Origin of the sequence: Rhodococcus sp. NPDC076796, from assembly GCF_040702765.1 — a bacterium.
GTDB lineage: Bacteria > Actinomycetota > Actinomycetes > Mycobacteriales > Mycobacteriaceae > Rhodococcoides.
Genome location: NZ_JBFBMS010000002.1, coordinates 129250 through 153621, shown reverse-complemented (window position 1 = coordinate 153621; position 24372 = coordinate 129250). Strand labels below are relative to the sequence as shown.

At 64.3% G+C, this 24372-nt stretch carries 25 protein-coding genes; 10 read left to right on the top strand and 15 right to left on the bottom strand.

The genetic code is table 11. The annotated features are described in order from the left end of the window. Window positions 1-61 precede the first annotated feature (61 nt). Window positions 62-985 (top strand): iron-siderophore ABC transporter substrate-binding protein, encoded by a 924-nt coding sequence (locus AB0366_RS05855; protein ID WP_366243073.1) that lies wholly within the window; start codon window positions 62-64, stop codon window positions 983-985. Window positions 986-991: 6 nt separating this feature from the next. Here AB0366_RS05855 and AB0366_RS05850 read toward each other — a convergent pair whose 3' ends face one another. The 6 genes from AB0366_RS05850 to urtA form a co-directional block, all read right to left on the bottom strand. Then, the gene (locus AB0366_RS05850) at window positions 992-1660 is read right to left on the bottom strand and encodes a GntR family transcriptional regulator (RefSeq protein WP_121873519.1); all 669 of its coding nucleotides are present in this window, start codon (window positions 1658-1660) and stop codon (window positions 992-994) included. Window positions 1661-1671: 11 nt separating this feature from the next. Continuing rightward, the gene (gene urtE, locus AB0366_RS05845; protein ID WP_094613983.1) at window positions 1672-2364 is read right to left on the bottom strand and encodes an urea ABC transporter ATP-binding subunit UrtE; all 693 of its coding nucleotides are present in this window, start codon (window positions 2362-2364) and stop codon (window positions 1672-1674) included. Next, window positions 2357-3187 (bottom strand): urea ABC transporter ATP-binding protein UrtD, encoded by an 831-nt coding sequence (gene urtD, locus AB0366_RS05840; RefSeq protein WP_121873518.1) that lies wholly within the window; start codon window positions 3185-3187, stop codon window positions 2357-2359. Before urtD ends, urtE begins: the two co-directional genes overlap by 8 nt. Next, window positions 3184-4275, bottom strand: coding sequence for an urea ABC transporter permease subunit UrtC (gene urtC / locus AB0366_RS05835; RefSeq protein WP_121873517.1), 1092 nt, complete (start codon window positions 4273-4275; stop codon window positions 3184-3186). The genes urtD and urtC overlap by 4 nt, the downstream gene beginning before the upstream one ends. Continuing rightward, entirely contained in the window at window positions 4272-5156 is an 885-nt protein-coding gene (gene urtB / locus AB0366_RS05830; protein WP_094680787.1) for an urea ABC transporter permease subunit UrtB, read from the bottom strand. Before urtB ends, urtC begins: the two co-directional genes overlap by 4 nt. Window positions 5157-5228: 72 nt before the next feature. Further along, window positions 5229-6506, bottom strand: coding sequence for an urea ABC transporter substrate-binding protein (gene urtA / locus AB0366_RS05825; protein WP_366243072.1), 1278 nt, complete (start codon window positions 6504-6506; stop codon window positions 5229-5231). A gap of 181 nt (window positions 6507-6687) precedes the next feature. Here urtA and AB0366_RS05820 point away from each other — a divergent pair, with 181 nt between their 5' ends. The 3 genes from AB0366_RS05820 to AB0366_RS05810 all read left to right on the top strand — a co-directional run bounded on the left by AB0366_RS05820 (window position 6688) and on the right by AB0366_RS05810 (window position 8068). Continuing rightward, complete coding sequence (locus AB0366_RS05820) at window positions 6688-6891, top strand: helix-turn-helix transcriptional regulator (protein WP_094613988.1); 204 nt, start codon at window positions 6688-6690, stop codon at window positions 6889-6891. Further along, on the top strand, window positions 6888-7409 hold the full coding sequence (locus AB0366_RS05815; RefSeq protein WP_366243071.1) for a hypothetical protein: 522 nt from the start codon (window positions 6888-6890) through the stop codon (window positions 7407-7409). Before AB0366_RS05820 ends, AB0366_RS05815 begins: the two co-directional genes overlap by 4 nt. Before the next feature lie 332 nt (window positions 7410-7741). Further along, window positions 7742-8068: a hypothetical protein gene (locus AB0366_RS05810; RefSeq protein ID WP_366243070.1), complete on the top strand. Its 327-nt coding sequence runs from the start codon at window positions 7742-7744 to the stop codon at window positions 8066-8068. Window positions 8069-8078: 10 nt separating this feature from the next. Here the strand turns inward: AB0366_RS05810 and AB0366_RS05805 are convergent, their stop codons facing one another. Both AB0366_RS05805 and AB0366_RS05800 read right to left on the bottom strand, forming a co-directional pair. Further along, window positions 8079-9125, bottom strand: coding sequence for an agmatine deiminase family protein (locus AB0366_RS05805; RefSeq protein WP_366243069.1), 1047 nt, complete (start codon window positions 9123-9125; stop codon window positions 8079-8081). Further along, the gene (locus AB0366_RS05800) at window positions 9122-10108 is read right to left on the bottom strand and encodes a nitrilase-related carbon-nitrogen hydrolase (protein WP_366243068.1); all 987 of its coding nucleotides are present in this window, start codon (window positions 10106-10108) and stop codon (window positions 9122-9124) included. Before AB0366_RS05800 ends, AB0366_RS05805 begins: the two co-directional genes overlap by 4 nt. An 82-nt stretch (window positions 10109-10190) precedes the next feature. Between AB0366_RS05800 and AB0366_RS05795 the strand changes: the two genes are divergently transcribed. Together AB0366_RS05795 and AB0366_RS05790 are read left to right on the top strand one after the other, a co-directional pair. Beyond that, window positions 10191-10808 carry a TetR/AcrR family transcriptional regulator C-terminal domain-containing protein gene (locus AB0366_RS05795; RefSeq protein WP_366243067.1) on the top strand — a complete coding sequence of 206 codons (618 nt, stop codon included), beginning with the start codon at window positions 10191-10193 and terminating at the stop codon, window positions 10806-10808. A gap of 140 nt (window positions 10809-10948) precedes the next feature. Then, on the top strand, window positions 10949-11191 hold the full coding sequence (locus AB0366_RS05790) for a hypothetical protein (RefSeq protein WP_366243066.1): 243 nt from the start codon (window positions 10949-10951) through the stop codon (window positions 11189-11191). Between the two features lie 27 nt (window positions 11192-11218). Here the strand turns inward: AB0366_RS05790 and AB0366_RS05785 are convergent, their stop codons facing one another. Beyond that, window positions 11219-12409, bottom strand: a complete 1191-nt coding sequence (locus tag AB0366_RS05785; protein ID WP_366243065.1) for a transposase — start codon at window positions 12407-12409, stop codon at window positions 11219-11221. Between the two features lie 226 nt (window positions 12410-12635). Here AB0366_RS05785 and AB0366_RS05780 point away from each other — a divergent pair, with 226 nt between their 5' ends. Both AB0366_RS05780 and AB0366_RS05775 read left to right on the top strand, forming a co-directional pair. Further along, complete coding sequence (locus AB0366_RS05780; RefSeq protein ID WP_366243064.1) at window positions 12636-13847, top strand: MFS transporter; 1212 nt, start codon at window positions 12636-12638, stop codon at window positions 13845-13847. Window positions 13848-13865: 18 nt separating this feature from the next. After that, the gene (locus AB0366_RS05775) at window positions 13866-14672 is read left to right on the top strand and encodes a MerR family transcriptional regulator (RefSeq protein WP_366243063.1); all 807 of its coding nucleotides are present in this window, start codon (window positions 13866-13868) and stop codon (window positions 14670-14672) included. Here the strand turns inward: AB0366_RS05775 and AB0366_RS05770 are convergent. The 5 genes from AB0366_RS05770 to AB0366_RS05750 all read right to left on the bottom strand — a co-directional run bounded on the left by AB0366_RS05770 (window position 14652) and on the right by AB0366_RS05750 (window position 21211). Then, window positions 14652-16169, bottom strand: coding sequence for an APC family permease (locus tag AB0366_RS05770; RefSeq protein WP_366243062.1), 1518 nt, complete (start codon window positions 16167-16169; stop codon window positions 14652-14654). The two genes, AB0366_RS05775 and AB0366_RS05770, sit on opposite strands and share 21 nt — an antisense overlap. Then, entirely contained in the window at window positions 16162-17049 is an 888-nt protein-coding gene (locus AB0366_RS05765) for a universal stress protein (protein WP_366243061.1), read from the bottom strand. The genes AB0366_RS05770 and AB0366_RS05765 overlap by 8 nt, the downstream gene beginning before the upstream one ends. 28 nt (window positions 17050-17077) lie before the next feature. Further along, a complete protein-coding gene (locus tag AB0366_RS05760; RefSeq protein ID WP_366243060.1) occupies window positions 17078-19015 on the bottom strand; it encodes a primary-amine oxidase in 1938 nt (645 codons plus the stop codon). Beyond that, window positions 19012-20451 (bottom strand): gamma-aminobutyraldehyde dehydrogenase, encoded by a 1440-nt coding sequence (locus AB0366_RS05755; protein WP_366243059.1) that lies wholly within the window; start codon window positions 20449-20451, stop codon window positions 19012-19014. Before AB0366_RS05755 ends, AB0366_RS05760 begins: the two co-directional genes overlap by 4 nt. A 97-nt stretch (window positions 20452-20548) precedes the next feature. Continuing rightward, complete coding sequence (locus AB0366_RS05750) at window positions 20549-21211, bottom strand: TetR family transcriptional regulator (RefSeq protein ID WP_366243058.1); 663 nt, start codon at window positions 21209-21211, stop codon at window positions 20549-20551. Between the two features lie 70 nt (window positions 21212-21281). Here AB0366_RS05750 and mqo point away from each other — a divergent pair, with 70 nt between their 5' ends. Together mqo and AB0366_RS05740 are read left to right on the top strand one after the other, a co-directional pair. Then, window positions 21282-22604: a malate dehydrogenase (quinone) gene (gene mqo / locus AB0366_RS05745; protein ID WP_366243057.1), complete on the top strand. Its 1323-nt coding sequence runs from the start codon at window positions 21282-21284 to the stop codon at window positions 22602-22604. 9 nt (window positions 22605-22613) lie between these two features. Continuing rightward, complete coding sequence (locus AB0366_RS05740) at window positions 22614-23609, top strand: MBL fold metallo-hydrolase (protein WP_366243056.1); 996 nt, start codon at window positions 22614-22616, stop codon at window positions 23607-23609. Here AB0366_RS05740 and AB0366_RS05735 read toward each other — a convergent pair. Continuing rightward, window positions 23606-24370: an LLM class flavin-dependent oxidoreductase gene (locus AB0366_RS05735; RefSeq protein ID WP_366243055.1), complete on the bottom strand. Its 765-nt coding sequence runs from the start codon at window positions 24368-24370 to the stop codon at window positions 23606-23608. The two genes, AB0366_RS05740 and AB0366_RS05735, sit on opposite strands and share 4 nt — an antisense overlap. Between the last annotated feature and the right edge of the window lie 2 nt (window positions 24371-24372).

Here is a 24372-nt window from a genome sequence, read left to right as displayed (position 1 = left end):
GGGAAGTAGAAGGATAGGCTACCCTCTTTATGATTCTGCACAACTTTCCTTCGGAGGACCCTTGACAAAGTCCCATGCCCGCATCACGGCCCTCGCGCTCACCATCGCCGTTCTCGGTGTGGCTGCGACGGCGTGTTCGTCCACCGACACCACCTCCGACAGTGCAGGCAGCGCGACGCGATCGATCGAGACGGTCCGGGGAACGGTCGACGTTCCCGAGACCCCGCTGCGCGTCGTCACCCTCGAGCCGGTCGAGCTCGACACCACCGTCGCTCTCGGCGTCGTGCCCGTCGGGACCGCGGTGCTCAGCGAGGACAGTGGCGTGCCGTCGTACCTCGGAGCGGAGGCCGCGGACATCGCGACCGTCGGTACGGTTGCCGAACCGACCATCGAGGACATCGCGGCCCTGCAACCGGATCTCATCCTGGGAACGGAGACTCGGCACGCCGAGTACTACGACCAACTCGCCGCCATTGCTCCGACGGTGTTCATGGCATCCCAGTCCGATCCGTGGCGCGAGAACGTCCGGTTCGTCGGACGCACCCTCGGCAAGGAGGACACAGCGGAGGACCTGCTCACCGCCTACGAAAATCGGTGTGCCGAGATCGCCGAGAAGCACGACACCGCTGGAAAGACCGCACAGTTGATTCGCCCCCGCGCAGGCGAACTGACCCTGTACGGGCCGACGTCGTTCGCCGGAAGCACCCTCGAGTGCGCAGGCTTCACCACCCCGCCGAGGCCGGAATGGGCCGACGAGATCTCGGTCGACCTCTCGCCCGAGCTGGCGGCCGAGGCGGCCGCTGATCTGATCGTCGTCACCGCCTCCGACCCGTCGGACCCCGCAGCGATTCCGGCGTCGATCACCGCCAACGCCGCGGTACTACCGAATCCGCACGCGGTGGACCTGTCGTACTGGATCACCGGCGTCGGGCCCATGGGCGGGCAGACCGTGCTCGACGACATCGATCGGATTCTCTCGGAGTAGACCGACTCACATCCGAACCGCGCCCGCCAGCGCCGCGGCTTGCTCGGCCCGCTCGACCACTCGGTCCCGCGAGGAATCGATGTGTGCCAGTAGCAGTTCCAAAGCCGAGTCCAGCGCCCCGGCGAGAACGCGCTCGACGATGTCGATGTGTTGATCGATGGCCGAGACGACGGCTGCGGCGTCGAGTCCGCCGAGTATCCGAACCGGTCGCACCTTGGCGTTCACGGTGCACAGTGCCTCGGTCAGAGCCGGGTTGCCCGAGGCAGCCAACAAGGTGACGTGGAAGTTCTCGTCCAGGGACACCAGATCGTCGGTGGTCCCGGGCGGGTCGGCACGCAGACCGATCCAGGTGTCCAACAGGTTCGACAGCGACGACCGATCGACCGGGTGCGACATCGATCGAGTGATGCCGCGGGCTTCGAGAGTGGAGCGCAGCTCGTACAGGTCGGGCAGGTCGCCGATCCGGGGGCGATAGGCGTGCAGCCCGGCTTCGTCGCGGGTGACGAGGCCGTCGGCCTGCAGCCGCGCCAGTGCCTCGCGCACCGGTGTACGCGAGACACCGTACAGCTCGGCGAGACGCTCCTCGCCGAGCCGTTCCGTGGAGCTGATGGCGCCGGAGACCAGATCCCGGCGCAGTGACGAATAGACCTTCTCGCGAAGGTCCTTGCGCGGCACGATGTGTCCGGTCAGATTGCCATGGCTGCGCGGACGTCCGCCTCGGACTCGGTTCCGCCCACGCCGGTGGACGTGATGCGGCCGGCCTCGAGGATGTAGTAGTTCTGCGCCGACTCGAGGGCGAAGCCGATGTGCTGCTCCACCAACAACACTCCCAGTCCTCCGCGTCGAGTGAGTTCGATGACGGTCCGTTCGATCTCGGCGACGACCGACGGCTGGATGCCCTCGGTCGGCTCGTCCAGGATCAACATCCGCGGTTCGGTGATCAGTGCCCGCGCGATCGCGAGCTGCTGGCGTTGACCACCCGAGAGCAGTCCCGCTCGGCGACCGAGCAATTCCTTCAACGCCGGAAACAGATCGAGTGCCTCGTCGACGAGCGCTTTGCCGCGCTTGCGACCGTCGGCGACTACCTGCAGATTCTCGGCCGTGGTCAACTGGCCGAACGACTGCTGACCCTGCGGCACGTAGGCGAGTCCGCGGGCGACGCGGGCGCTGGGACGCAACGCGCTGACGTCCTCGCCGTCGAACATGACCTTGCCGGAGTTGACCTTGAGCAGTCCGACCGCTGCTCGCAGCAGAGTGGTCTTGCCTGCACCGTTGTGTCCCATCACCGCCGCGACACCGTCGGCGGGAACCGTCAGCGACGCACCGTGAATCACTTCGCTGCGCCCGTAACCGGTACGCACATCCACCAGTTCAAGCATGATCGGCTCCTTCTTCTGCAATCTGGTCGAGTTCCTCGCCCGCAGCGGCGGTACCGAGATAGACCTCTTGGACCTTCGGATCTGCCTGCACCTCGGCCACCGTGCCCTCGGCCAGGACCCGACCGGCGGCCAACACCGTCACCGAGGTGGCGAACATGCGCATGAAGTCCATGTCGTGCTCGACCACCACCACCGTCCGCTCACCGCCGATGCGCTGCAGTAGCTGCCCGGTTTCCTCGCGTTCCTCGTGACTCATGCCTGCGACCGGCTCGTCGAGCAGAAGCACGTCGGCGTTCTGCACCAACAGCATTCCGATCTCGAGCCACTGCTTCTGACCGTGCGCGAGAATTCCTGCGGGCTTGTCGCGCTCGGCCGTCAGACCGATGGTCTCGAGGGCCTCCTCGATCTGAGGGAGCACCGATCCTCGACGTCGCAGCATCGTCAGCACGGACCGACCGGAACCGGCGGCGATGTCCAGGTTCTGCAATACCGTCAAATTCTCGAAGATGCTGGCGGTCTGGAAGGTTCGGCCGATGCCGAGGCGGGCGATCTGATGTACCTTCTTGCCGAGCAGTTCCACGCCGGACTTCGTCACCGAGCCGGTGGCCGGGACGAGGCCGGTGATGGCGTCGATCAGCGTGGTCTTGCCGGCGCCGTTGGGCCCGATGAGGAAGCGGAGATCGCCCTGCATCAGCGTCAGATCGACGTTGGTGTTGGCCTTGAAACCGTCGAAACTGACTGTCAGGTCTCGTACTTCGAGGTACTGACTCGACATGCCGGCGTTGCCGCCGAACGTGGGATGCGGACCTTCGACATGAATCATCGCGTCAGTTCCTTCTCTGGCTCTTCGCTCGACTCGGGGACCGGTTCGGATTCCTTCTTGCGTTTGCGCAGTGCGAACAGTCCCGCGATACCGGCGGGGAAGAACCCGACGACCACCACGAACAGCAGACCCTGCGCGTACGTCCAGCCGGACGGGAACTGCTCGGACAATGTGGTCTGAGCCCAGGCGACGCCGAGCGCGCCGAGGACCGGGCCGAGCAGCGTGGTTCGACCGCCGATCGCGACACCGATGAGGAACGCGATGGATGGGACGATGCCGACGTCGTTGGGGGAGATGATGCCGACGATCGGAACGAACAGCGCGCCAGCGAGACCCGCGAAGAACGCCGCGGCCACGTAGGCCACGATCTTGACGTTGGCGGGGTCGTACCCGAGGAACCGGACACGCTCCTCCTGATCTCGCACCGCCACCAGCAGTTCGCCGTAGCGTGAGTACATCAGCTGGCGGGTGATGGCGACGACGACGAGCAGTACGCCTGCGGCGATGAAGAAGAGCATCTGCTTGTTGGCGGGATCGTTGAGGTTGAACCCGAAGAACGTGCGAAACCTGTTGAGCCCGTTGGAGCCGCCCGTGGTCTGCTGACCGATCAGCAGAATGGCGAACGCGGCGGCGAGTGCCTGGCTGAGGATCGCGAAGTACGCGCCCTTGACCCGACGCTTGAACACGCCGAGACCGAGCACCAGTGCCACCAGGGCGGGCACGAACAGAATGCCCAGGACGGTGGTGATCGGCGAGGTGAACGGCACCCAGTACGAGGGCAGTTCGCGAATACCGGCGATCGACATGAAGTCCGGTACGTCGTCGCCGCGCAGATCGGCGTCGGAGATCTTCAGGTGCATGGCCATGATGTAGGCACCGATACCGAAGAAGACACCCTGACCGAGGGTGAGCATTCCGCCACGCCCCCAGGCCAATCCGATTCCGACAGCCACGATGGCGTAGCAGATGAACTTGCCCAGCAGGTTCAGCCGGAACTCGCTGAGGACGGCCGGAGCGACGGCGAACAACAGAATCGCGGCGAGCGCGAATCCCAGTAGAGCGCCGCGCTTGGCGATGAACTCGCTCATACCAGGCTCCTTGTCTTGACGGCGAACAAGCCCTGCGGGCGGGCCTGCAGGAAGATCACGATGAGCACGAACACGATGACCTTGGCGATCGACGCCGTGGTGCTGTACTCGATGAACGAGTTGAGAATTCCGAGAGCGAAGGCCGCGATGACCGCACCCTTGATCTGGCCGAGGCCGCCGACGACGACCACCAGGAAGGCGTCGATCAGATAGCTCTGCCCCACAGTGGAACTGGTGGAACCGATCAGGGTGAGCGCGACGCCGGCGACACCGGCGAGACCGGAGCCGAGGAAGAACGTCGAGATGTCCGTCCTACGGCTCGAGATACCCGAGGTCTCCGCGAGATCGCGGTTCTGCACCACCGCGCGGATGCGTCGACCCATCGCGGTCTTCTTCAGTGCCACTGACAGTGCGACGACGGCGACGATTGCGAGCACGAGGATGAAGATTCTGGTCTTGGGAACCACGGCACCGAGGATGTCGACGCCGCCGCTGAGCCATCCCGGGGAGACGACGTTGACCGCGGGTGCTCCGAAGATGTCGCGAGCGAGCTGCTGCAGGATGAGCCCGACGCCGAACGTGACGAGCAGGGTGTCGAGTGGCCGGTGGTACATGCGCTGAATCAGCGTGACCTCCAACAACACTCCCATGGCACCGCCGACGAGGAAGCCGACGACCAGAGAGATGAACAGTGATGCGCCGCCGGTGGAGACGATCTGCTGCACCACGTAGGCCGTGTACGAACCGGCCATGATGAACTCGCCGTGCGCCATGTTGATGACGCCCATCTGACCGAACGTCAGTGAGAGCCCGAGGGCGGCGAGGAGAAGAATGGATCCGATCGACAGGCCGGTGAACAACTGTCCGATCACGACGTCCATGGAGGGCTCCTTCGGAGCCATGTGAGTGGAACTTCGTAGCAGGCTACGAAGTTCCACTCACATGGGTGGTGGTCAGTTGAGGTCGGCGGCCCAGTCGTAGGTCTCGAGGAACGGGTCGGGTGCGATGGGCTCGGGGGACTCCCACACCGTGTAGATCAGTCCGTCGGCGCGGATCTCACCGATGCGGGCGGTCTTGGAGATGTGGTGGTTGTCGCCGTCGATGACGACCTCGCCCTCGGGAGCGGCGAAGCTGACGCCGTCGGCCGCGGCCTGAACGTCCGCCACGGCAAAGGAATCGGCCTTCTCGACGGTGTTCTTCCACAGGTAGACCGAGGTGTACGCGGCTTCCATGGGGTCCGAGGTGGGCTTGTCGGCACCGTACTTCGCCTTGTAGTCGGCGACGAACTTGTTGTTCTCCGGGGTGTCGACGGTCTGGTAGTAGTTCCAGGCGGTCAGCTGGCCCTCGATGTTGGCCGCACCGATGCCGGCGACTTCCTCCTCGGCGATGGAGACCGAGATGACCGGCATGTCAGCAGCTCTGAGGCCGGCGTTGGTGTATTCGCGGAAGAACGCGACGTTGGAATCTCCGTTGAGAGTGTTGAACACCGCGTCCGCGTCGGCCGAGCGAACCTTGTTGACGATGGTGGAGAAGTCCGTCGAGCCGAGTGGGGTGTAGTCCTCGCCCTTGATCTCGATGTCGTTCGCGGCTGCGTAGGCCTTGATCTCGCGGTTGGCGGTCTGCGGGAAGACGTAGTCGCTACCGACGAGGTACAGCGACGTGACGCCCTGTTCCTTGAGGTAGTCGAGGGCCGGGATGATCTGCTGGTTGGTGGTGGCGCCGGTGTAGAAGATGTTCTCCGACGCCTCCAGTCCCTCGTACTGGACGGGGTAGTAGAGGAGAGCGTCGTTGTCCTCGAACACGGGCAGCATGGCCTTGCGGCTCGACGAGGTCCAGCCGCCGAATACCGCTGCGACACAGTCGCTGCTGATCAGCTTCTCGGCCTTCTCGGCGAACACGGTCGGCTCCGACGCGCCGTCCTCGGCGACGACCTCGATCTGCTTGCCGTTGACGCCGCCCGCTGCGTTGATCTGCTCGACGGCCAGTGCGATCGAATCACGCACCGTCACTTCGCTGATCGCCATGGTGCCGGACAGGGAGTTGAGCGAGCCGACCTTGATGGTGTCACCGGAGGTGTCGACACACGAGGTGGCAGAACCGCCGCCGCCATCGGCGGAGGTGGTGTCGCTCGCCTTGCTTCCGCACGCGGTGGCGACCAGGCTCAATGCAGCCAGCGCTGCGGGAACGACCATGACGCGCTTGACGGATATGCGCTTCGAGACAGCAGGCATCTACGGGCCTTTCGGAAGTTTTGTATACGGAGTTGTATTCGCGATTGCGAACAGTAAAGGGCGAGTATTGCGTTGGTATTTTCTGCGGTGACGAGTCTGTTTCCCGCGTTACGCGGACGTAAAAGCGTCGAAATGACAAGCAAGCTTGACAAAAAATGACAAGCAGAGTTGACTTTTGGGTATGTCCGGAACGAACAACGTTCGCGCACATCGCAAACTGGCACGCATCACCCAGGCCGAACTCGGCAGCATCTGCGGGGTGAGCCGTCAGAGCATCGTCTCCGTCGAAGGCGGCGACTATGCGCCGAGCGTCTACCTGGCGCTGCGATTGGCCCGCGCACTCGATACGACAGTGGAGACACTGTTCGGAGAGGAAGAATCATGAGCGCATTCGTCAGAGCAGCCCGATTCGTCGGCGACCTCGACGACGAGTTCTACGCAGACGAACTCCAACGCGACGCCTGGAACGAGGCCTCGGCCGTCGGATTCCAGTCGCTGCTGTGGATCGGACTCGTGTCGGCGGCAATCCTGCCCTATGTGGCGGGTGTCACCGGGGCGTGGATTGCGATCGGGATAATCGTCGCGCTCCTCACCGTCGCCTATGTGGTCATCGGGTACGCCCGGGCTCGGGGAATCGACATGTACACAGTGCAGGAATTGCGCCGCCCCCGGCTCATGGTCGGCTTGGTGCTGTATTTCCTGAGCTTCGGCGGAGCTGGTATTCGGCTACTGATTCATTACGGTGGCGGGAGCTTCGGGCCGGTGTTGTTCGGGGCCGCGATCGGTGCACCTCTGGGGCTCGTCGCCGGCGCTGTGGGAATCAAGCGCAGACGGCGTCGCCGGCACGACGCCGAGCTCGCCGCCGAGAAGGCCGAGCTACAGGGCTTCGAGGAAACGGACTGATTCTCGCGTCGCGAATCAGCAGCGCTCAGTAATACAGGGTGCAAGGATACGTAAAGATATCGGTTCGAACAGTCCGCTCGCAGATCCGCGGTACGAGAGGTATGTTCTGACCGATGACATCGAGATTCCCTGGATGTTTGCGGCTGTGGGTGGGCTGGTCGGAGGCGGGTTCGTAACGCGGACGGTTTCGCCCCCGATGTAAAGAGAGGCTCGGGTCGAGGCCGATGACGACGTGTGAAACCAATCCGTCTTCCATCGCGCCACGAAGCACCAACGAGACCACGTCGGACGTTCACTTTCGGGTGGAGCACGCTAACAGGGAAGTCGAGGCCGTGCGCAGAGACAAGAGTTACCTCAGACTCGTCGGATCGAGCACGCCGCAGCCCACCATCGAGGCTCTCGGCGGACCGAAGACCATTACGGTTCACGTCGACAATGTCCTTCCGGGGCAGATGTGCGAAGTTCTGCACAACGGGATGCTGTCGCTGAGTCAGCGCGTGATCGTGGACGAGAACGCCACCAGCATCACCATCACCACGTTCAACCTCAAGCAGGGTGAATACAACGTCTCACTGCGTCTCGACGGACGCTTGGACTGCGTGACCGAAGCGCACACCGTCGCCGTCGGCCAGCAGCTCGAGGTTCGTCGCAGCTCGTAGGACGCAACCTTCAGTCGAGATTCTTCGGCGAAGGCTGGTGCTGGGTGATGCAGTGGATCCCGCCGCCTCGCTCGAACAGCGGCCTCGCGTCCACGGTCACCACGTCTCGGCCTGGGTACGCCTCCCGCAGGATCGCTGCCGCGTCGGCGTCGGACGGGTCGTCGTAACTGCAGGCGATCACGCCGCCGTCGACGACCAGATGATTGATGTAGCTGTAGTCGACGAAGCCGTCGGCATCACGCAGTGTCCGCGGAGCCGGCACCTCCACGATGTTCCAGTCCTCGCCCGAGCCGTTGTGGGTGGCACGTAGCGCGTCGACGATCAAGGAACTGGCCTCGTAGTCGGGGTGAGCCCGATCGTGTTGCCGATGCACCAGCACCGTTCCCGGCGACGGGATAGCCGCGACGATGTCGACGTGTCCGCGGGTACCGAAACGCATGGAATCGCGCGTCAGTCCGCGCGGCAGCCAAATGACATGCTGCGCACCGATGGTTCGTGCCAGTTCCGCTTCGACGTCGGCTTTCGACAACCCGGGGTTGCGGCCCGGATCGAGTTGCACGGTCTCGGTCACCAGCACCGTGCCTGCGCCGTCGACCGCTATGCCGCCGCCCTCGTTGACCATCGACGACGTGATGCGCGGTACTGCAGCCTGATTCGCCACGAACTCGCCGATGCGGCTGTCCTTGTCCCACTGCGCCCAGTCCTGTGCACCCCAGCCGTTGAAGACCCAGTCGACGGCGGCGACCGAACCGTCCTGTGCATGAACGAATGTCGGGCCGATGTCGCGCATCCAGGCGTCGTTCAACGGTGCTTCGACGATGTCGATGTCGCGCGAGAGGTATGTCGATGCGACGGCGCGTTCGGTGGGATCGACGACGACGGTCACCGGCTCGAACTCGGCAACAGCGTGTGCGACGGCAGCCCACGTCGAGCGGGCCTCGTGCTTGGCTTCCGGGTCGTCGCCGAGGGAGTAACCCTCGCACGGGAACGCCATCCACACCTTGTCCTGCGGAGCGGTTTCGGACGGCATCGTGAACGTCGTTGCGGTGGTGGTCATTTGATCACCGGCGTCGCAGCGTGTCCGTCACCGTACGGTGCGTCGGCGTTCACCGGCTCGGTGAGGCGGCCGTACGTGTCGGGTCTGCGTGTCAGTAGGAACGGGAAGAGCTCCAACCATTCTCGACGCTGATCGAGGTCGAGATCCGCGACGAGGACGGCCGGTTCGTCTCGGGGTGCCTGAACCAGGATGCGGCCGTAGGGATCGGAGATGAACGACGAACCGTAGAAGGTGATCTCGCCTTCGTTGCCGCAGCGGTTGGGCACCACCATGAACAGGCCGCTCGAGATGCCGTGGCCGACGATGACGTGCTGCCACAGCGGTTGGGTGTCGAAGGCCGGGAACGAGGGCTCGGACCCGATGGCCGTCGGATACGCGAGAATCTCCGCGCCGCCGAGTGCGTAACTGCGCGCGACCTCGGGGAACCACTCGTCCCAGCAGGTGGGCAGGCCCACTCTGGCACCGCCGAGTTCCGCCGGGGAGTACACGGGATACGGGTCCTCGGCCGGACCGGCCCGGAAGTAGGTGTCCTCGTAGTATCCGGCCGAGATGGGGATGTGCAGCTTGCGGGTTCGCGCCAGCAATTCGCCCGTCGGAGAGACCATGATGGCGGTGTTGAACCCCAATCCGTCTGCGGCTTCGGACTTCTCGTACAGCGAGGCATGGACCACGATCCCGTTCGCTGCTGCGGCCTCGGCGGCGAGGGTGAACGTGGGCCCGGTCAGCAGATCCTCGGCCTCACCTCCCGGGTTCGCTCCGGCGCGGGTATCGGCGGGGTAGCGCAACAGGGTGATCTCGGGCAGGAAGACGACCTTCGCCCCGAGGTCCGCCGCTGCGGAGATTGCCTCGAGTAGTTCGGCTTTCAATGCCGCCGCATCGGGGTTCCAGCGATGCTGCACCAGTCCGACGCGGAGCGGTGCCCGATCGGTCGGGGTGGTGCGGGTCAGGGCCTCGGGTGCGGTGAGTGCGGTGAGTGTCAGCATGCTGATCTCCTGTTAAAACGAATGCGATTCGTTAAGTATCGTGGATGTCTGCCTCGAACGCAACAGATACGGGAGAAATGCTGTGGGACGACCGTCGGCACCCCTGCTCGACCTCGATCGCATCACGACGGCGGCTCTGACTCTCGTCGAAGAGTCGGGTGGATTCACCATGCCTCAGCTGGCCAAGAAGCTGAAAGTGAGTCCGTCCTCGCTCTACAACCACGTGTCCGGACGCGACGAGATCATCGAGTTGCTGCGGGGGCGGGCGATGTCCGAGGTGGCGATGCCGGAGGTCGGTGTGCCGTGGCGTGAGGCGCTCGCCTGCATCGCGCGCGGCTACCGAAACAGCTACGGACGCTACCCGCGGCTGATTCCACTGCTGACGGCTCAGGCCGTGAACAGTAGTGCTGCGTTCGGGATGTACAACACGTTGGCGCGGGTGCTGACAGACGCCGGCTTCGCGCCCGCCGACGTGCTCCGCATCATCACTGTGCTCGACAGTTATGTGTTGGGTTCGGCGTTGGATCTGGCAGCTCCCGAGGCACCGTGGCGCAGCAGCCGCGACGTGGAGCCGGAACTGAAAGCTGCACTGGACACCGCGGGAGATCTGCGCGAGCGATCCGAGGATGCCTTCGAGTACGGACTCCGAGCGCTGCTGGCCGGGTTCGATCCCGGGCACCCGGACATGCTCGACGGCTGACTCTCTGGAAGCAACTGCAGCTCAGCTGGATTCAGCTGACGTACTCGAGTGCTTCTATCTTCTTCGCAACTGCAGTCATGTGCGCGGGCTAGCCTGAAGCTGTGAGCCCTTTTCTAGCCGAAGCTGGTTTCAGTGAGTGCGTGAACGCTGGCGTCTGCGACGCTGGATTTGACGCATTCTTCGTGAAGATGGGTATCGGTTTGCTTCTGGTGTTGCTGTGGTTCGGTCTTGCTGCCTATGTGTCTGCTGCCGCCGGGCCACCTCTGAACGCGCGGCGTACGGCGATTTCGATTCTGGCAGCTTGGCTTTTGCCGATCATTGGTTCGGCGTTCTTCTTCTACTACAGAGAGGATGCTCGTCAGCACAAGTGGCCTAGCCTATGAGCGAGCAGTAGGTCGAGATACGATCCGTCACTGTCCTGCACCCGCTTGCAGGACGTCGTCGACCGTGTGGCCGATCCAACGTTCGTATTGGTCGGCGGGGGCCAGTTTCGGAAAGAACTCCCGACGCACTTCGGAGATGAGCCCCGCGTGGTCGTAGTCCGGCCTTTGGAACGGCAACTGGTCCGGGTGATCGACCCGGTGCTGCACCTTCAGCAGGGTTTCCAGCGCGTAGAACAGGGCCGCGAACGGTTCGTCCCCGCTGGAATCGGACAAAGCATTCATCGCTACCGATGCCGCCGTCGGGGTCTGTTCGCCGTTATTCGATGTTGCCCGTAGTTGGATGCGGGGGTCGGCGTCGAAGGCGTCCCACACTTTCGTGCTGTGCCTGTCGTCGAACGGTGCCGGGAGCTGAGTGCCGTGTTCGAACGCCTCGAGCCCGGCACGAATCCAGTCGATATCTGCGATGCCAGCCAGCGTGTAAGACCGGCGCACGGCCCACGCCGCGATCTTGCGCAGTTTCGGTGCGCGGGCGCGCGCCAGTGCGTCGACGAGCATCCTGTCGTGAAATGCGAACTGTTTGGAAACGTAGGCGCGGTTGAGCTTGTCGGTGGGCGGTCGCCCACCCCAATTGATCGCGTCCTGTTTGACTTGGTTCGCCATGTATTCGTAGCCGTATTTGATGTACAGGGTCGCGTCTGCGACGGGATCGGGGTCCCACCAGCTTCTGACCTTGTGGACGGTGATGTCGTCGTTCCACACCGTGTCGCTCTTGTGGAGTCGTCGCAGAGCGGCAGGCTGGGTGACCTTCCAGACCTGGACGAGGTACGACTCGGTGGGCTCGGTGACGATCAGGCCAGGTTTCACATCTCGACCTCGCGCGCTGACTCGAAAGGTGTTGAGACCCTTCGTAATCGGCAGCACAGGAAAATCGTGCGCAATCTCGCCATCGAGGGTGACGACTCGGAACGGCTTGCTCACCTTGACGGTGGCTTCTTCGATGATCTCCCACTCGGCTCCGGCGCTGGGGTCACCGGGGTCGGCGGTGAGTAGTTCGACCGTCACCGTCACCGGGCCGTACGCGACACCTGTCATGACAGTGACGAAATTCCGTCCTATTTCGATGACGCTGCCGGTGACAGCTGGTTCGTAGGTCTCCGCGGATTGTGACCCGACCACGAACTGGTGACGGTCGGCTTCGACAGTTCCGGAGTACGTCACGAAACCGGCTCGCCGGGAATGGATGTGGATACGTTCCGCGGATTTGCGCTGCCACGATAGTCCCACCTGTCGACGCACGATTTCATGACCAAACCTTACGAGATCGCCAACGGGATTACCTCCTGCACCGACATGCTGTTTCGGACGGTCTTCAATTCCACTCTGACGCTGGCGTCGGGCATGTTCATCTTGACCTTGACGCAACGTCAATGCCGATCATCGAAGCATGAGTCGCATTCGTATTGCTGTCCCGCTGTACATCGGTGGCGCGTCATTGTCGCTTTTCGGCAACTCGGCCATCACGATCGTCCTGCCCTGGTTGGTGCTGGCCACGACCGGAAGCCTGTCGTCGGCAGGTCTGATCGCAGCGGCAGCCGGCATCGCTGCGGTGCCGGCAACATTCGCCGGTGGTCGACTGATCGACCGATTCGGGGCACGCAACGTGGCCGTCGTCTCCGACCTCGGCAGCGCGACTGCGGTACTCGGCCTGATCGTGGTGAGCGCGACGGTGGGGTTGTCGGTGCCATGGTTCGTTGTGCTGGGAGTCGCAGGCGCTGTCTTCGATGTTCCGGGGATGACGGCTCGTCAAGCGATGCTCGCCGACGTCGCGTCGATCTCGGGAACGTCGGTCACCACGGTGGCCGGGTTCTTTCAGACCGGGTTCTCACTGGCCTTCCTGGCCGGACCGGCTCTGGCAGGCCTGCTGTTGAGCGTGCTGGATCCGATCGACGTCGTAGCCGTCACCGCCGCCTCCTCGGCGGCCGCAGCGGTGCTGACTGCGTTGGTTCCGGTCATGGGGCAGGCATTCCCGACTGCTGCCACGGGGTCCGGGAGTGCCCTGGACCTGATCCGTGCCACGCCCGCACTGCGAGCGATGCTGATTTTTGCGTTCCTCGCGAGTCTGGTCACCCCGCCGATGATCAGCCTGCTGCTGCCCGGCCACTTCAACGAGATCGGCGAACCCGGGCAGCTGGGCCTGGCGATGTCGGCGTTCGCGGTCGGTGCACTGGCGGGGTCGGCACTGTTCGCTGTGTTGGCCGCCCGATCGCGACGGGCCACCTTCGTGACGGGAATGGCCGCGATGACCGCAGGTATCTGGCTGTTCGCACAGCTGCAGGGATTCTGGATCGTCGCGGCCGGGATGCTCGTCATGGGTCTCGGATCCGGGCTCTTCAGTCCGATCTGGAACGTCTACGTGGCCGAACGCGTTCCCGCAGACGTCCGGGGGCGCGTCCTCGGCTGGCTGAACATGAGCGGGCTCGTGGCGGGTCCGATGGGGCTGGGACTGATGTCGGTGGTGCTCGTCGGCGGTGATCTCGCTCTCGGGGCCGTCGTGATGGGAGTCGGATGGACCGCTGTCGCTGCCTATGCGGTGCTGAGTCCGGGTGCGCGTGAGCTCACCGAACCGGTGCCGGACTCTGCCGGGGTGGACGGTTGATCGGCAAGAATGGTCGCCATGCTGCGCATCGGTGAGCTGGCTTCCTACGTGGGCGTGACGACCCGAACCGTGCGGTTCTACCACCAGCAGGGGCTGTTGGACGAGCCACACCGCGACACTTCCGGTTACCGCCTCTACGACGGGGAGGCCGTCCTGCGGCTCTCCCGCGTCGTTGCTCTTGCCTCGGCCGGTGTGCCACTGGCGCGCGTCCACGAGCTGCTCGACGCCTCGCAGGAATCACTCGACCTGGCCTTGGTCGAGATCGACGCCGATCTGAGCACCAGGATCGAACGTCTCGAGAAGGATCGCGACAGACTCAGGCTGCTGCGTGCAGGCGACGCGCTGGTCCTTCCCGATCTGATCGTCGGCCTGATCGAGCACCTGCGCGAAGCGGGCATCGACTCCGGAGTGGTCGATCACTATCGCGATGCCTGGGTGCTGACGTATGCCGTCTACCGGCCCAGGCTCGATCCCTGGCTGGAGGAATTCGGTGCCGTCATGCTCGAGGACCCGGGCTATCTGGCACTGATGGTGCGCTCTTTTCGAGCAGCCGAGCTCGAACCCGAGGACCCACGGATCCAGGAGCTCGCGGACGACACGGTCGAATGGATGGTGAACGCCTGGGACGGTGATGCCCTCGAGTGGTCGTTCGAGCGCGGTCTCGACGACCCTCGAGCCAACGCACTGCTCGAGGCGCAGTGGGCCGACCGGCCTGCCTGGGTGCGGGTCGGCGAGCTGATCTTGCAAGGCCTGCAGCAACGTGGCGTCGAGCCGCCCGGGCGTCGACGAAGTCCAGGGGGATCGTCAGTCTTCGACGATCAGTGACGGAGTATCGCGGCGGAGGATGTTGCCCTTGAAGAACTCCGGCTTGCGCAGTGCTACCACCGCCATGACGACCATGCCGAGAACGATGATGCCGACGCCGATGAGGAACACCATCCCGATGCCGAAAAGCGAGGAGCCGCTGCCGAATTCGGGATCCCAGGCGTCGACCGAGGTCTGCACGAACACCACGGCCATCCCGACCCCGCCGAGTAGCGGTGCCAAGAACTTGAAGAAGAAGTTCCGGGTGCTGGTGAACAAGTCCTCGCGGAAGTACCAGACACAGGCGAATGCGGTGATGCCGTAGTAGAAGCAGATCATCAGTCCCAGAGCGGCAATGGTGTCGGTGAGAACGTTGTCGCTCACCACCCGCATCACGGCGTAGAAGCCGGCGGATGCCCCGCCTGCGACGAGCGTCGCGAAGCCCGGAGTGCTGAATCTCGGTGTGATGGAGGCGAACCGCTTCGGTAGGGCCTGGTAGTGACCCATCGCGAGCAAAGTACGCGCCGGTGAGATGAACGTGGCCTGCAGTGAACTGGCGGAGCTGCTCAACACGGCCAGTGACAGCAGGATCGCGAAGGGACCCATCACCGGCCCGGCGAGGGCGGCGAACACGTTGTCGGTGGTGTCGGGATTCTGCAGTCCGTTTCCGGTGTCACCGGTGCCTGCGAAGAGCAGGGTGGCCACTGCGGTGAGCAAGTACAGCACGATGATGAAGAACACCGTGACCAGCGCTGCGCGCCCGGGAATCTTTGCGCTGCCCGAGGTTTCCTCGTTGACCGTCAGACAGACGTCCCAGCCCCAGTACATGAAGATCGACAGCGACAGCCCGGCGGTGAAGGCGGAGAAGCTCGGGATACCGAACGGGTCGAACCAGTCCAGGCTGAACGAGATGTCCTGGGCCCCGTCGCCCGCACCGACCTTGACGAATGCCGCCACGATGAACCATGCCATCACCAACAGCTGGAAGCCGAGCATCGTGTACTGCACACGCTTGGTCTCCTGCATGCCGCGGTAGCAGAGCCACGCCGCCAACGCCATGAACGCCAGGCACGTGACGATGTTGACGAGCTTGTTGCCGGTCAGATCGGCCAAGGAGTCGTTGCTGGTGACCTGGGCGAGAAAGAGGTAGAAGAAGTCGACGGCCACTCCGGCCAGGTTCGAGAGCACGATGATGGTGGCCGCGATCAGACCCCATCCACCCATCCAGCCGACGTACGGGCCGAAGGCTTTCGACGCCCACGTGAACGACGTGCCGCTGTCGGGCTCGGCCGCGTTGAGCTCTCGATAGCCCAACGCCACCAACAACATCGGGATGAAGCCGACGATGAAGATCGCGGGCAGGTGCACCCCGACCTCGGTGACCGTCGGGCCGAGCGACGCGGTGAGTGCGTACGCGGGTGCGATGGTCGAGATGCCCAGGACCACACTGGCGAGCAACCCGAGCTGGCCGGCGGACAGGCCCTTGGACTCGACGTCGACTACCTTGTGCTCATTCATCGCCGGCCTCTCTCGGAACAACGATCATCGGAACGGGAACGACCCGAAGCATCTTGGCGGCAACCGATCCCAGGAAGAGACGGTGAGGTTGCGCGAGTCGAGACGACCCCACCATCAACACGTCGCCGTCGTGCCAGTCGAGCGAAGAAGCGGCCTTCTCGATGCCGGAGCCCTCCGCCACCCTCAGCTGCACGTCCGATCCCGCAGGCAATTCCGCTTGCACGGTACGCAGCACTTCCTCGGCCTTGGCGAGACCACTCTGTCCCCGTGTCGATTGCTCTTCGGCGGACACGAGGGAGAGCAGGCGCAGTGGCAACTCTGCGGTGACGGACAGGTCGGTGGCTGCTTCGACGAGTTCTGCTGCCCCCGGCCGATTTCCGATGGCGCAGGTGATCTCCCGAATCCGCTGCGGCGGAGAATGCCGATACCCCCGCGGAGCCAGCGCGAGCGGCACATGCGCCACGTGCAGCAGATCGCTGGTGACGGTACCGATCGAATGGCGTCCGAGCAGACCGTCACCGGCCGCACCGACCACGATCATGTACGCATCGAACTCGTCGTCGCCTTCGGTCGTTCCGCAGGCTCCACTCCTGGCCGCGTCGAGCAGGCCCTGTGCGAAGGACTCGTCGAACAACAGGTGCGCGCGTGCCTGCACATCATCGGGTACGAGGGTGAGTGCCTCGTCGAGCCAGGCGGTGGCCCGATCGATGAGGATGTCGTCGTATGCGGCCTCGACCGGCGCTTTGGACGGCACCGGACGCTCCTGCGGCAGCACCAGACAGATGTCCAGCGAAGCCTGCAGCGAACGCGCGAGCGTTGCGCCCAGGGCGATTCCGTCCGCGCCACTCGGTGTTGCCTGGTACCCCACGATCAGACGCATGGGCGGACCTTCCCTGAAGTCGGTCGAGCTAATGGCAGGTGCTACCGGGATCGGTGTGGCAATGCTTCTGCTCCGACGGTGCGACGTCGAGCGAGGGATTGCGATCGAAGAATCCGAACGGCTTGAGCCAGAACGAGACCGTGTCCGCGGGCATCACCGGCCAGTCCTCCGGCCGAGTGATGTGATGGATGCCGAAGGTGTACCAGACGACGACATCGGTGTTCTCGATGCTGCGATCCTTTTCGGTCCACTCCGGCAGCCCGTGGTCGACGCCGCTCTGGTTGACGAACTCGCCGCTGGGCCAACGCTCCTCGGGCGAATTGGGGGTGACCCAGACGGTGTGGCCGATCACCTGGGCGCGCTGGAAGATCGGCGACGCGGGATCGAACATGGACGGGATCGCCGCTCCCGGAACCAACTTGTACGCGGGCCGGGTGCCGAGGCCGTTGGTGACGTTGTCGTTGACGACCTTCCATGCCTTCTGGGTGTTCCAGTCGTAATCCTGCTTGCCCTCGGACTCGGTGGTGAGAGGGGTGTTGACCTGAGTCAGCGCGAGACCGTAAGGATTGTCGGGGCCCATCGGAACCCGTTGCGTCTCACTGGCGTACACGGTGTTCTCGGTGCCGTCGATGTCCAGATCGAGCCGGGCGACCAGGAAGTGCTGGTGATAGGGCGCGTAGGTCCGATTGTCGACCAGCGTTCCGGACGGATGGGAGCCGCCTTCGTCGAAGTGGGTGACGACCATGATGCCCGTCGCACGGACCTCGCACTCGATGTTGCCGTCCTGATAGAACCGCCAGTAGACGAGGTACTCGTAGTTCGCCACCGTGGCATGGAAGCTGACCGTGAGTCGACGCATCCGTCGCACCTCGGCTCCGGCGTCGTGATCGACGTGCTTCCACAGCACGGCGTTGTCTTCCTCGTGAATGCAGATCGCGTTGGTGATCGTGTACGGCTCACCCTTGCTGTTGTGCAGCACCGCGTCGAGGTACCGGATCTCGCCGAGACAATCGCAGCCGAGCTCGAGCGAGGTGGTCATGAATCCCAGGCCCCACTCGCCGATGTCGAACGCGGTGCGCCGATAGTGATCCTCGGTGTGATCGCGATAGGGAACGACCATCTCCGCGAACGACATTCGATTCGCCACGGACCGCACGTTGCCGTTGTCGTTGTAGTTGACGGCGTGCAGTGTCATGCCCTCGCGATAGTTGAATCCCACGCGCAGCGACCAGTTCTGCCAGGTCAACTTGTTGCCGTCGAGCTCGAACGAGGGCCCCTCGGTCTGAGTGATCTCGAGGGGCTTCAAGGGTGGACGTGTGCTCGAATTCCTGATTCGCTCCGGGATGTGGCGAGGCACGTACTCGCCCATGATTGCCGGCCGTTCGACGCGATACGTGTCCTCGATCTCGAGCAATTCCATCGTGTTCACGTCGATGACGCAGTGAAATCCGCCCACCGGTCCGGCATAGGGGTTGGCACCCTCCGCAGCTTTGACCCACGTGTCGGACCAGCCGAGGCGTCGACCCTTGTACTTCTCGGGCGTCACCGCCTCGCCGTAGGTCCAGGTGTCCATGAACACCAGATCCAGATCGGTGATACCGCGATCGGCAAGGGCGGCAATCACATCGGGGTGGGCACGCAGGGCCGCGTCGGCCTCTTCCCACTCGTCGACGGTGAAGTTGGGCTGCACGTCGGGGATATGTGTCCACGATTCGGTGGTGCGATCGTCCAGCGACACCACGGCCTTGAAGGTGGTGTTCTCGTTGCGGTTCAACACCACCGACACTGCTCGACGCGCAGGCACGGTACCGTCCGCGTCGAACGCGGCGACCTCGGACTTGGCCGGTTCGATCATCTCGATCGAGGCGTAGCGCCAGCCGTCGCCGACGCCGTGATCGCGGCCGAGAACCTCGGCCACGGCGGCGAATTCGTCGCTGGACATGGGATCGAGGGGATGCCAGGTCATCGAAGAGTCTCCGTCGAGCTCATGACGTGCTTGATGCGGGTGTAATCCTCGACGCCGTAGGCCGAGAGGTCCTTGCCGTAGCCGGAGTACTTGAAGCCGCCGTGTGGCATTTCCGCTACCAATGGAATGTGGCAGTTGACCCAGACGGCACCGAAGTCCAGAGCTGCCGAGATGCGCAGTGTGCGTGCATGATCGGAGGTCCAGACGCTGGACGCGAGACCGAAGTCGACGTCGTTGGCGAGCGCGATGGCCTCGGCCTCGTCGGTGAACTTCTGTACCGTGAGCACCGGGCCGAACGTCTCCTCTTGCACGATGGGGTCGGACTGCTGCACGCCCGTGATGATGGTGGGCTCGAAGAAGAAGCCCTTGTCGCCGATGCGCTTGCCGCCGGTGACGATGGTGGCATGCGCGCCGATACCGTCGACCTTGGCGCTCACCTGACCGAAGTGGTTGACGTTGTTCAGTGGACCGAGGAAGGTGTCGGGGTCGTCGGGGAGGCCGACTTTCAGCGTCTTCGCCTTGGCGACAAGGGCATCGACGAGGGTGTCGTGCACCGACTCGTGTACCAGGACACGGGTGACGGCGGTGCAGTCCTGACCGGCGTTGAAGAACGCGGCCTCGGCGATACCGTCGGCGGCCTTGCTGATGTCGACGTCGTCGAACACGATTGCCGGTGCCTTGCCGCCGAGTTCGAGGTGCGCCCGCTTGAGCTGCTTGGCGGCGGCCACGGCAACAGCGATGCCGGCGCGCACCGAACCGGTGATCGATACCAGGCCGGGAGTCTTGTGCTCCACGATGGCCGCCCCGGTGCCGCCGTTACCGAGAACGATGTTGAGCACGCCGTCGGGGACGATGCCCTTCGAGAGCTTCGCCAGCACCAGCGTGCTTTCGGGGGTGGTGTCACTCGGCTTGAGCACGATGGTGTTTCCGGCGGCCAGCGCGGGACCGATCTTCCAGATCGCCATCATGAACGGGTAGTTCCAGGGCGTCACCTGACCGACGACACCGATCGGTTCGCGTCGAACATAGGAGGTGAAGCCGTCCATGTACTCGCCCGCCGATTTGCCCTCGAGCATCCGCGCCGCGCCTGCGAAGAACCGAATCTGATCGGCACCGACGGTGACTTCCTCGGCGGCAATGGTGGCCTTGGGCTGACCGGTGTTGCGGCTCTGCGCTTCGACGATCTCGTCGCTGTGCGCCTCGATGGCGTCGGCGAGCTTCAACAGCACCTTCTGCCGTTCGCCCGGCGTCGTCTTGCCCCAGGTCTCGAATGCACTGGCGGCGGCCGACATCGCAGCATCGACATCGGCGGCGTCGGAGATGGGGGAGTGGGCGACGATCGACTCGTCCACCGGACTCACTACATCGAGCATCTCGGTGCCCGAGGGCGTCACGAACGCCCCGTCGATGTAGTTCTGCAGGACAGGCACCGTCATCACTGAACCCCTAGCGTCGACTGTTTCGGTTCTGCAAAGCCTGCACCTACGGACGAGACTTCGCCACCCGACAAGATGTCCAGTGGTTTACTTTCGATCAGGACGAAATGTCGTTCTCTCGGGCGAGGGCCCGGACGCCCGCGATGAAGGTGTCGAGACCGAGCTTCTCGAACGCCGCCCGAGCCGTGGCATCGGCCAGATGCGGGGCGGCAGCGAGGATGTTCGGAAACTCCTGGGGATCGAGGGATTTCATCGTCGACGCCACCTCGTCCTCGACGTGTGCCCGGCGCGCCGGCTCGACATCGAAACCGGTGAACAAGGGCTCCGTGATCAGCGAAATGGCGACCCGAACACCCTGGCGGGCGAGTTGGGTGGCGTCGGGAACGGAGAAGCCGGCCTCACGCAGGAGCTTCAGGCTCAGTTCCATCGCGGCTCTGCTGTTGGGAGAGAACAGCATTCGCGGCACCACGATGGTCGCGGCCCCCGGGTGTGCGCGCAGGGCGCGCATGAAGTCCTCGTGCACGGTGCGCAATTGGTCCCACCACGCGGCGGTGAGATCCACGGTGATCTCGAGGTCCTGGCAGACGCGGTCGCCCATGGCGTCGAGTAGCTCGTCCTTGTTCTCGACGTGCCAGTAGATCGCCATGGGGGAGACGCCCAGTTCGGTGGCGATCTTGCGGATGGTGAGCGAGTCCAGCCCGCGACGGTATGCGACGTCCAGTGCGGCATCGACGACGGCAGTCCTGGTCAGGCGGGGCATCGGCACAACTATACAGATGTACGAGTCGGTGTTAGCGTGACTCGTACTTAGTACGAGAAAGGGGCGGAAAATGGACGACGTCATCCTCGTCGGCGGCGGAATCATGAGTGCAACGCTCGGAACACTGCTGCAGCGACTGGAACCGAGCTGGTCGATTCGGGTGCTCGAACGATTGCCTCGCGTGGCAGCGGAAGCATCCGACGGATGGAACAACGCCGGAACCGGTCATGCCGGTCTGTGCGAGACCAACTACACGACACTGCGATCCGACGGGTCCGTCGACATCGATCGAGCCGTGGGGATCGCCGAGCAGTACGCGACCACCCGGCGCTTCTGGTCGACGCTTCCTCAGGTGGACTTCGTGCGCCCGGTGCCGCACATGACGCTCGTACGGGGTGCCGACAACGTCGAATTTCTGCGCGCACGGCACCGTGCGTTGCGCGCGCACCCGCTGTTCGAGGCGATGGAGTACACCGAAGACGCTGCGGTGCTTCGGCAATGGGCACCGCTCGTGGCAGAGGGCAGGACGGGGCAGTGGGCGGCGACCCGAGATGCGACGGGTACCGACGTCGACTTCGGTGCAGCGACGCGGCAGCTGTTCGAGGCCATGGAGGTCGCAGGCGCGAGCGTCGAGACCGGCCGTGAAGTGCGAGGGTTGAGTCAGGATCGCGATGGATCCTGGCGACTCGACGTGCGCGGCGGTCGACCGGTGGAGCGCGCCCGCTTCGTGTTCGTCGGAGCCGGTGGCTGGGCTCTGAAGTTGCTGCGCCGAGCCGCAATTGCCGAGGCGCGCGGCTACGGACTGTTGCCGATCAGCGGACAGTTCCTACGCTGTGATCGACCCGAGCTGGTCGATCGGCACCACGCCAAGGTGTACGGTACGCCACCCATCGGAGCTCCTCCGATGTCGGTGCCGCACCTGGATACTCGCGTCGTCGACGGCCGGCGATCGATTCTGTTCGGACCGTATGCCGGGGCGAACCCGAAGTTTCTGAAACACGGATCGATGCTGGACCTTCCGCGATCGGTCGGTAGGGACAACATCGGCTCATTGCTGTCGATGGCTCGCAAGAACACTCCGTTGATCGGATTGCTGCTCTCCGAGTTGACCGCCACGAGAAGCAGGAAGATCGCGGCCCTGCGTGAATTTCTGCCACACGCCGAATCGGCGGACTGGTCCATCACCAACGCCGGTCAGCGCGCTCAGATCGTGAAGGACGGTGCGCTGCAATTCGGCACCGAAGTGGTTGCCTCGCAGGATGGCACGATTGCCGCGGTACTCGGCGCGTCGCCCGGTGCGTCCACGGCCGTGCCCATCATGATCGAGCTGTTGAATCGGTGCTTCCCGGAACGACAGTGGGACTCTCACATGCGGGAGCTTCTCAGCGGCTAGCCTGTGGCGGTGGGAGACACAGAGGTGGGGTACCGACAGATCGCCGACGACACCTGGGCATTCATGCGGCCGCCCGGAAGTTGGGGACAGACCAACACCGGACTGATCGTCGCGCCGGGTTCCGCGTCGATGCTGATCGACACCGTGTGGGATGTGAACTGGGCGCAGCGGGTCGTGGCCGACACCGCCGAACTGGTGGCCGACGCGCCGATCACCGAAGTGCTCAACACTCACTCCGACGGAGATCACTGGTGGGGAAACGACACCGTCCCCGCCTCCGCTCGCATCACCACCAGCGCCGCGTCACTGCACGCGATGAAGGAAGAAACGCCACCGAAAGGGGTGGACGCGTTCGCCTCTCTCGGCGCGAGGATCGGCTGGGTGCCGGGACTGGTCGGTGCGATGGGCTCCTACATGAACCGAGTCCGCGGCGACGCCACCTTCCCCGGGGCTCTGCCTCGGCTGCCCGACCACACCTTCGAGACCACCGAGACCATCGACGTGGCCGGACGACCCGTACACCTGCGCTACCTCGGCCCGGCGCACACCGAAGGCGACCTCATCGCCCACCTCCCCGACGTCGGGGTCGTGTTCGCTGGTGACCTGCTGTTCATCGACGCCACCCCGGTGCTCTGGCACGGCCCGCTGCAGAACTGGATCGACGCCCTCGACCACCTCCTCGCGCTCGACGCCGCCGTCTACGTTCCCGGCCACGGACCGCTGTGCGGCACCGACGAGATCCGCGCCGTCCGCAACTACTGGACCTGGGTGTCCGAGGCCGGACGCAGCTGCTTCGACGCCGGACTCGACTCCACCGTGGCCGCCCGAAACCTGCTCAAATCAGGCGAATTTCAGCCATACGCGCACTGGGACTCACCGGAACGACTCATCCTGAGCATGAGCACCCTCTACCGCCTGTGGCGAGGCGAGAAGCCTGCGCCACCCACGCTGACGCGTCGAGCACGGGCTTTCGCGGACGCGGGGCGGTTCTTGCGAGAGCGCTAGGACCGCTGCGTCGACGACGCGGCGTGCGTGAACAGGCCGGCCAGATCGAATCGATCCGCGGCCGGCTCGAGTACGACGGTGGTAGCACCGGCGTCGATCCAGCGTTGCAGATTGCTCGGCGCGGCATCGGAATCGGAACTCATGGCCACGTAGACGACGATCTCGTGTCCCGGTCCACCATCGATGTGCTCGACGGCAGCGCGCACCTGATCCGGTGACGTCTCGCTGGTGAGGATGGTCCCCGTGCTGTGGCGGCCGCTCAGGGCGAGAGTCTTCGGCCCCGTCGCACCGACGAGCAGTGGCGGTGGTTGCGGCGGAGGCCAATTCAGCTGCACGTTGTCGAGTGAGACGTACCGCCCCTGCACGGTGACGCTCTCGCCCGCCAACAGTGCGGTGAGCGCGGCCATCTGTTCGCTCAGCAATGTCAGAGGCGACTGCGCTCGCGCCCCGATCTGACCCATCCACGACTGAACACCGTGCCCGAGCCCGACGCGTAGCCGCCCAGGATGGACTCGGGCCACGGTGGCGATCTCCATCGCTGTGGCTGCCACGTTGCGCATCGGAGTGGGCAGCACCCCGATGCCGACGTTCACGCGTTCGGTGCTCGCGAGAACCAGTGCAGCAGTGGACAGTCCGCCGGAGTAGAAGCAGTCTTCCCACAACCACACCTCGTCGACGCCTGCGCGGTCGGCCGCACGTGCCGCCGCGACGAGATCTTCCGGCGAAAGTTCGGGTCGGAGTACAACGCCGATTCGCGTCATTG

Coding starts and splice junctions, on each gene's coding strand:
- AB0366_RS05820 (WP_094613988.1), top strand. CDS start 6,688: ATGTCCGGAACGAACAACGTTCGCGCACATCGCAAACTGGCACGCATC.
- urtA (WP_366243072.1), bottom strand. CDS start 6,506: ATGCCTGCTGTCTCGAAGCGCATATCCGTCAAGCGCGTCATGGTCGTT.
- AB0366_RS05770 (WP_366243062.1), bottom strand. CDS start 16,169: ATGAATGAGCACAAGGTAGTCGACGTCGAGTCCAAGGGCCTGTCCGCC.
- urtE (WP_094613983.1), bottom strand. CDS start 2,364: ATGCTTGAACTGGTGGATGTGCGTACCGGTTACGGGCGCAGCGAAGTG.
- AB0366_RS05800 (WP_366243068.1), bottom strand. CDS start 10,108: ATGCTGACACTCACCGCACTCACCGCACCCGAGGCCCTGACCCGCACC.
- urtD (WP_121873518.1), bottom strand. CDS start 3,187: ATGATTCATGTCGAAGGTCCGCATCCCACGTTCGGCGGCAACGCCGGC.
- AB0366_RS05760 (WP_366243060.1), bottom strand. CDS start 19,015: ATGACCTGGCATCCCCTCGATCCCATGTCCAGCGACGAATTCGCCGCC.
- AB0366_RS05755 (WP_366243059.1), bottom strand. CDS start 20,451: ATGACGGTGCCTGTCCTGCAGAACTACATCGACGGGGCGTTCGTGACG.
- urtC (WP_121873517.1), bottom strand. CDS start 4,275: ATGAGCGAGTTCATCGCCAAGCGCGGCGCTCTACTGGGATTCGCGCTC.
- AB0366_RS05775 (WP_366243063.1), top strand. CDS start 13,866: ATGCTGCGCATCGGTGAGCTGGCTTCCTACGTGGGCGTGACGACCCGA.
- AB0366_RS05805 (WP_366243069.1), bottom strand. CDS start 9,125: ATGACCACCACCGCAACGACGTTCACGATGCCGTCCGAAACCGCTCCG.
- mqo (WP_366243057.1), top strand. CDS start 21,282: ATGGACGACGTCATCCTCGTCGGCGGCGGAATCATGAGTGCAACGCTC.
- AB0366_RS05750 (WP_366243058.1), bottom strand. CDS start 21,211: ATGCCCCGCCTGACCAGGACTGCCGTCGTCGATGCCGCACTGGACGTC.
- AB0366_RS05765 (WP_366243061.1), bottom strand. CDS start 17,049: ATGCGTCTGATCGTGGGGTACCAGGCAACACCGAGTGGCGCGGACGGA.
- AB0366_RS05815 (WP_366243071.1), top strand. CDS start 6,888: ATGAGCGCATTCGTCAGAGCAGCCCGATTCGTCGGCGACCTCGACGAC.
- AB0366_RS05780 (WP_366243064.1), top strand. CDS start 12,636: ATGAGTCGCATTCGTATTGCTGTCCCGCTGTACATCGGTGGCGCGTCA.
- urtB (WP_094680787.1), bottom strand. CDS start 5,156: ATGGACGTCGTGATCGGACAGTTGTTCACCGGCCTGTCGATCGGATCC.
- AB0366_RS05735 (WP_366243055.1), bottom strand. CDS start 24,370: ATGACGCGAATCGGCGTTGTACTCCGACCCGAACTTTCGCCGGAAGAT.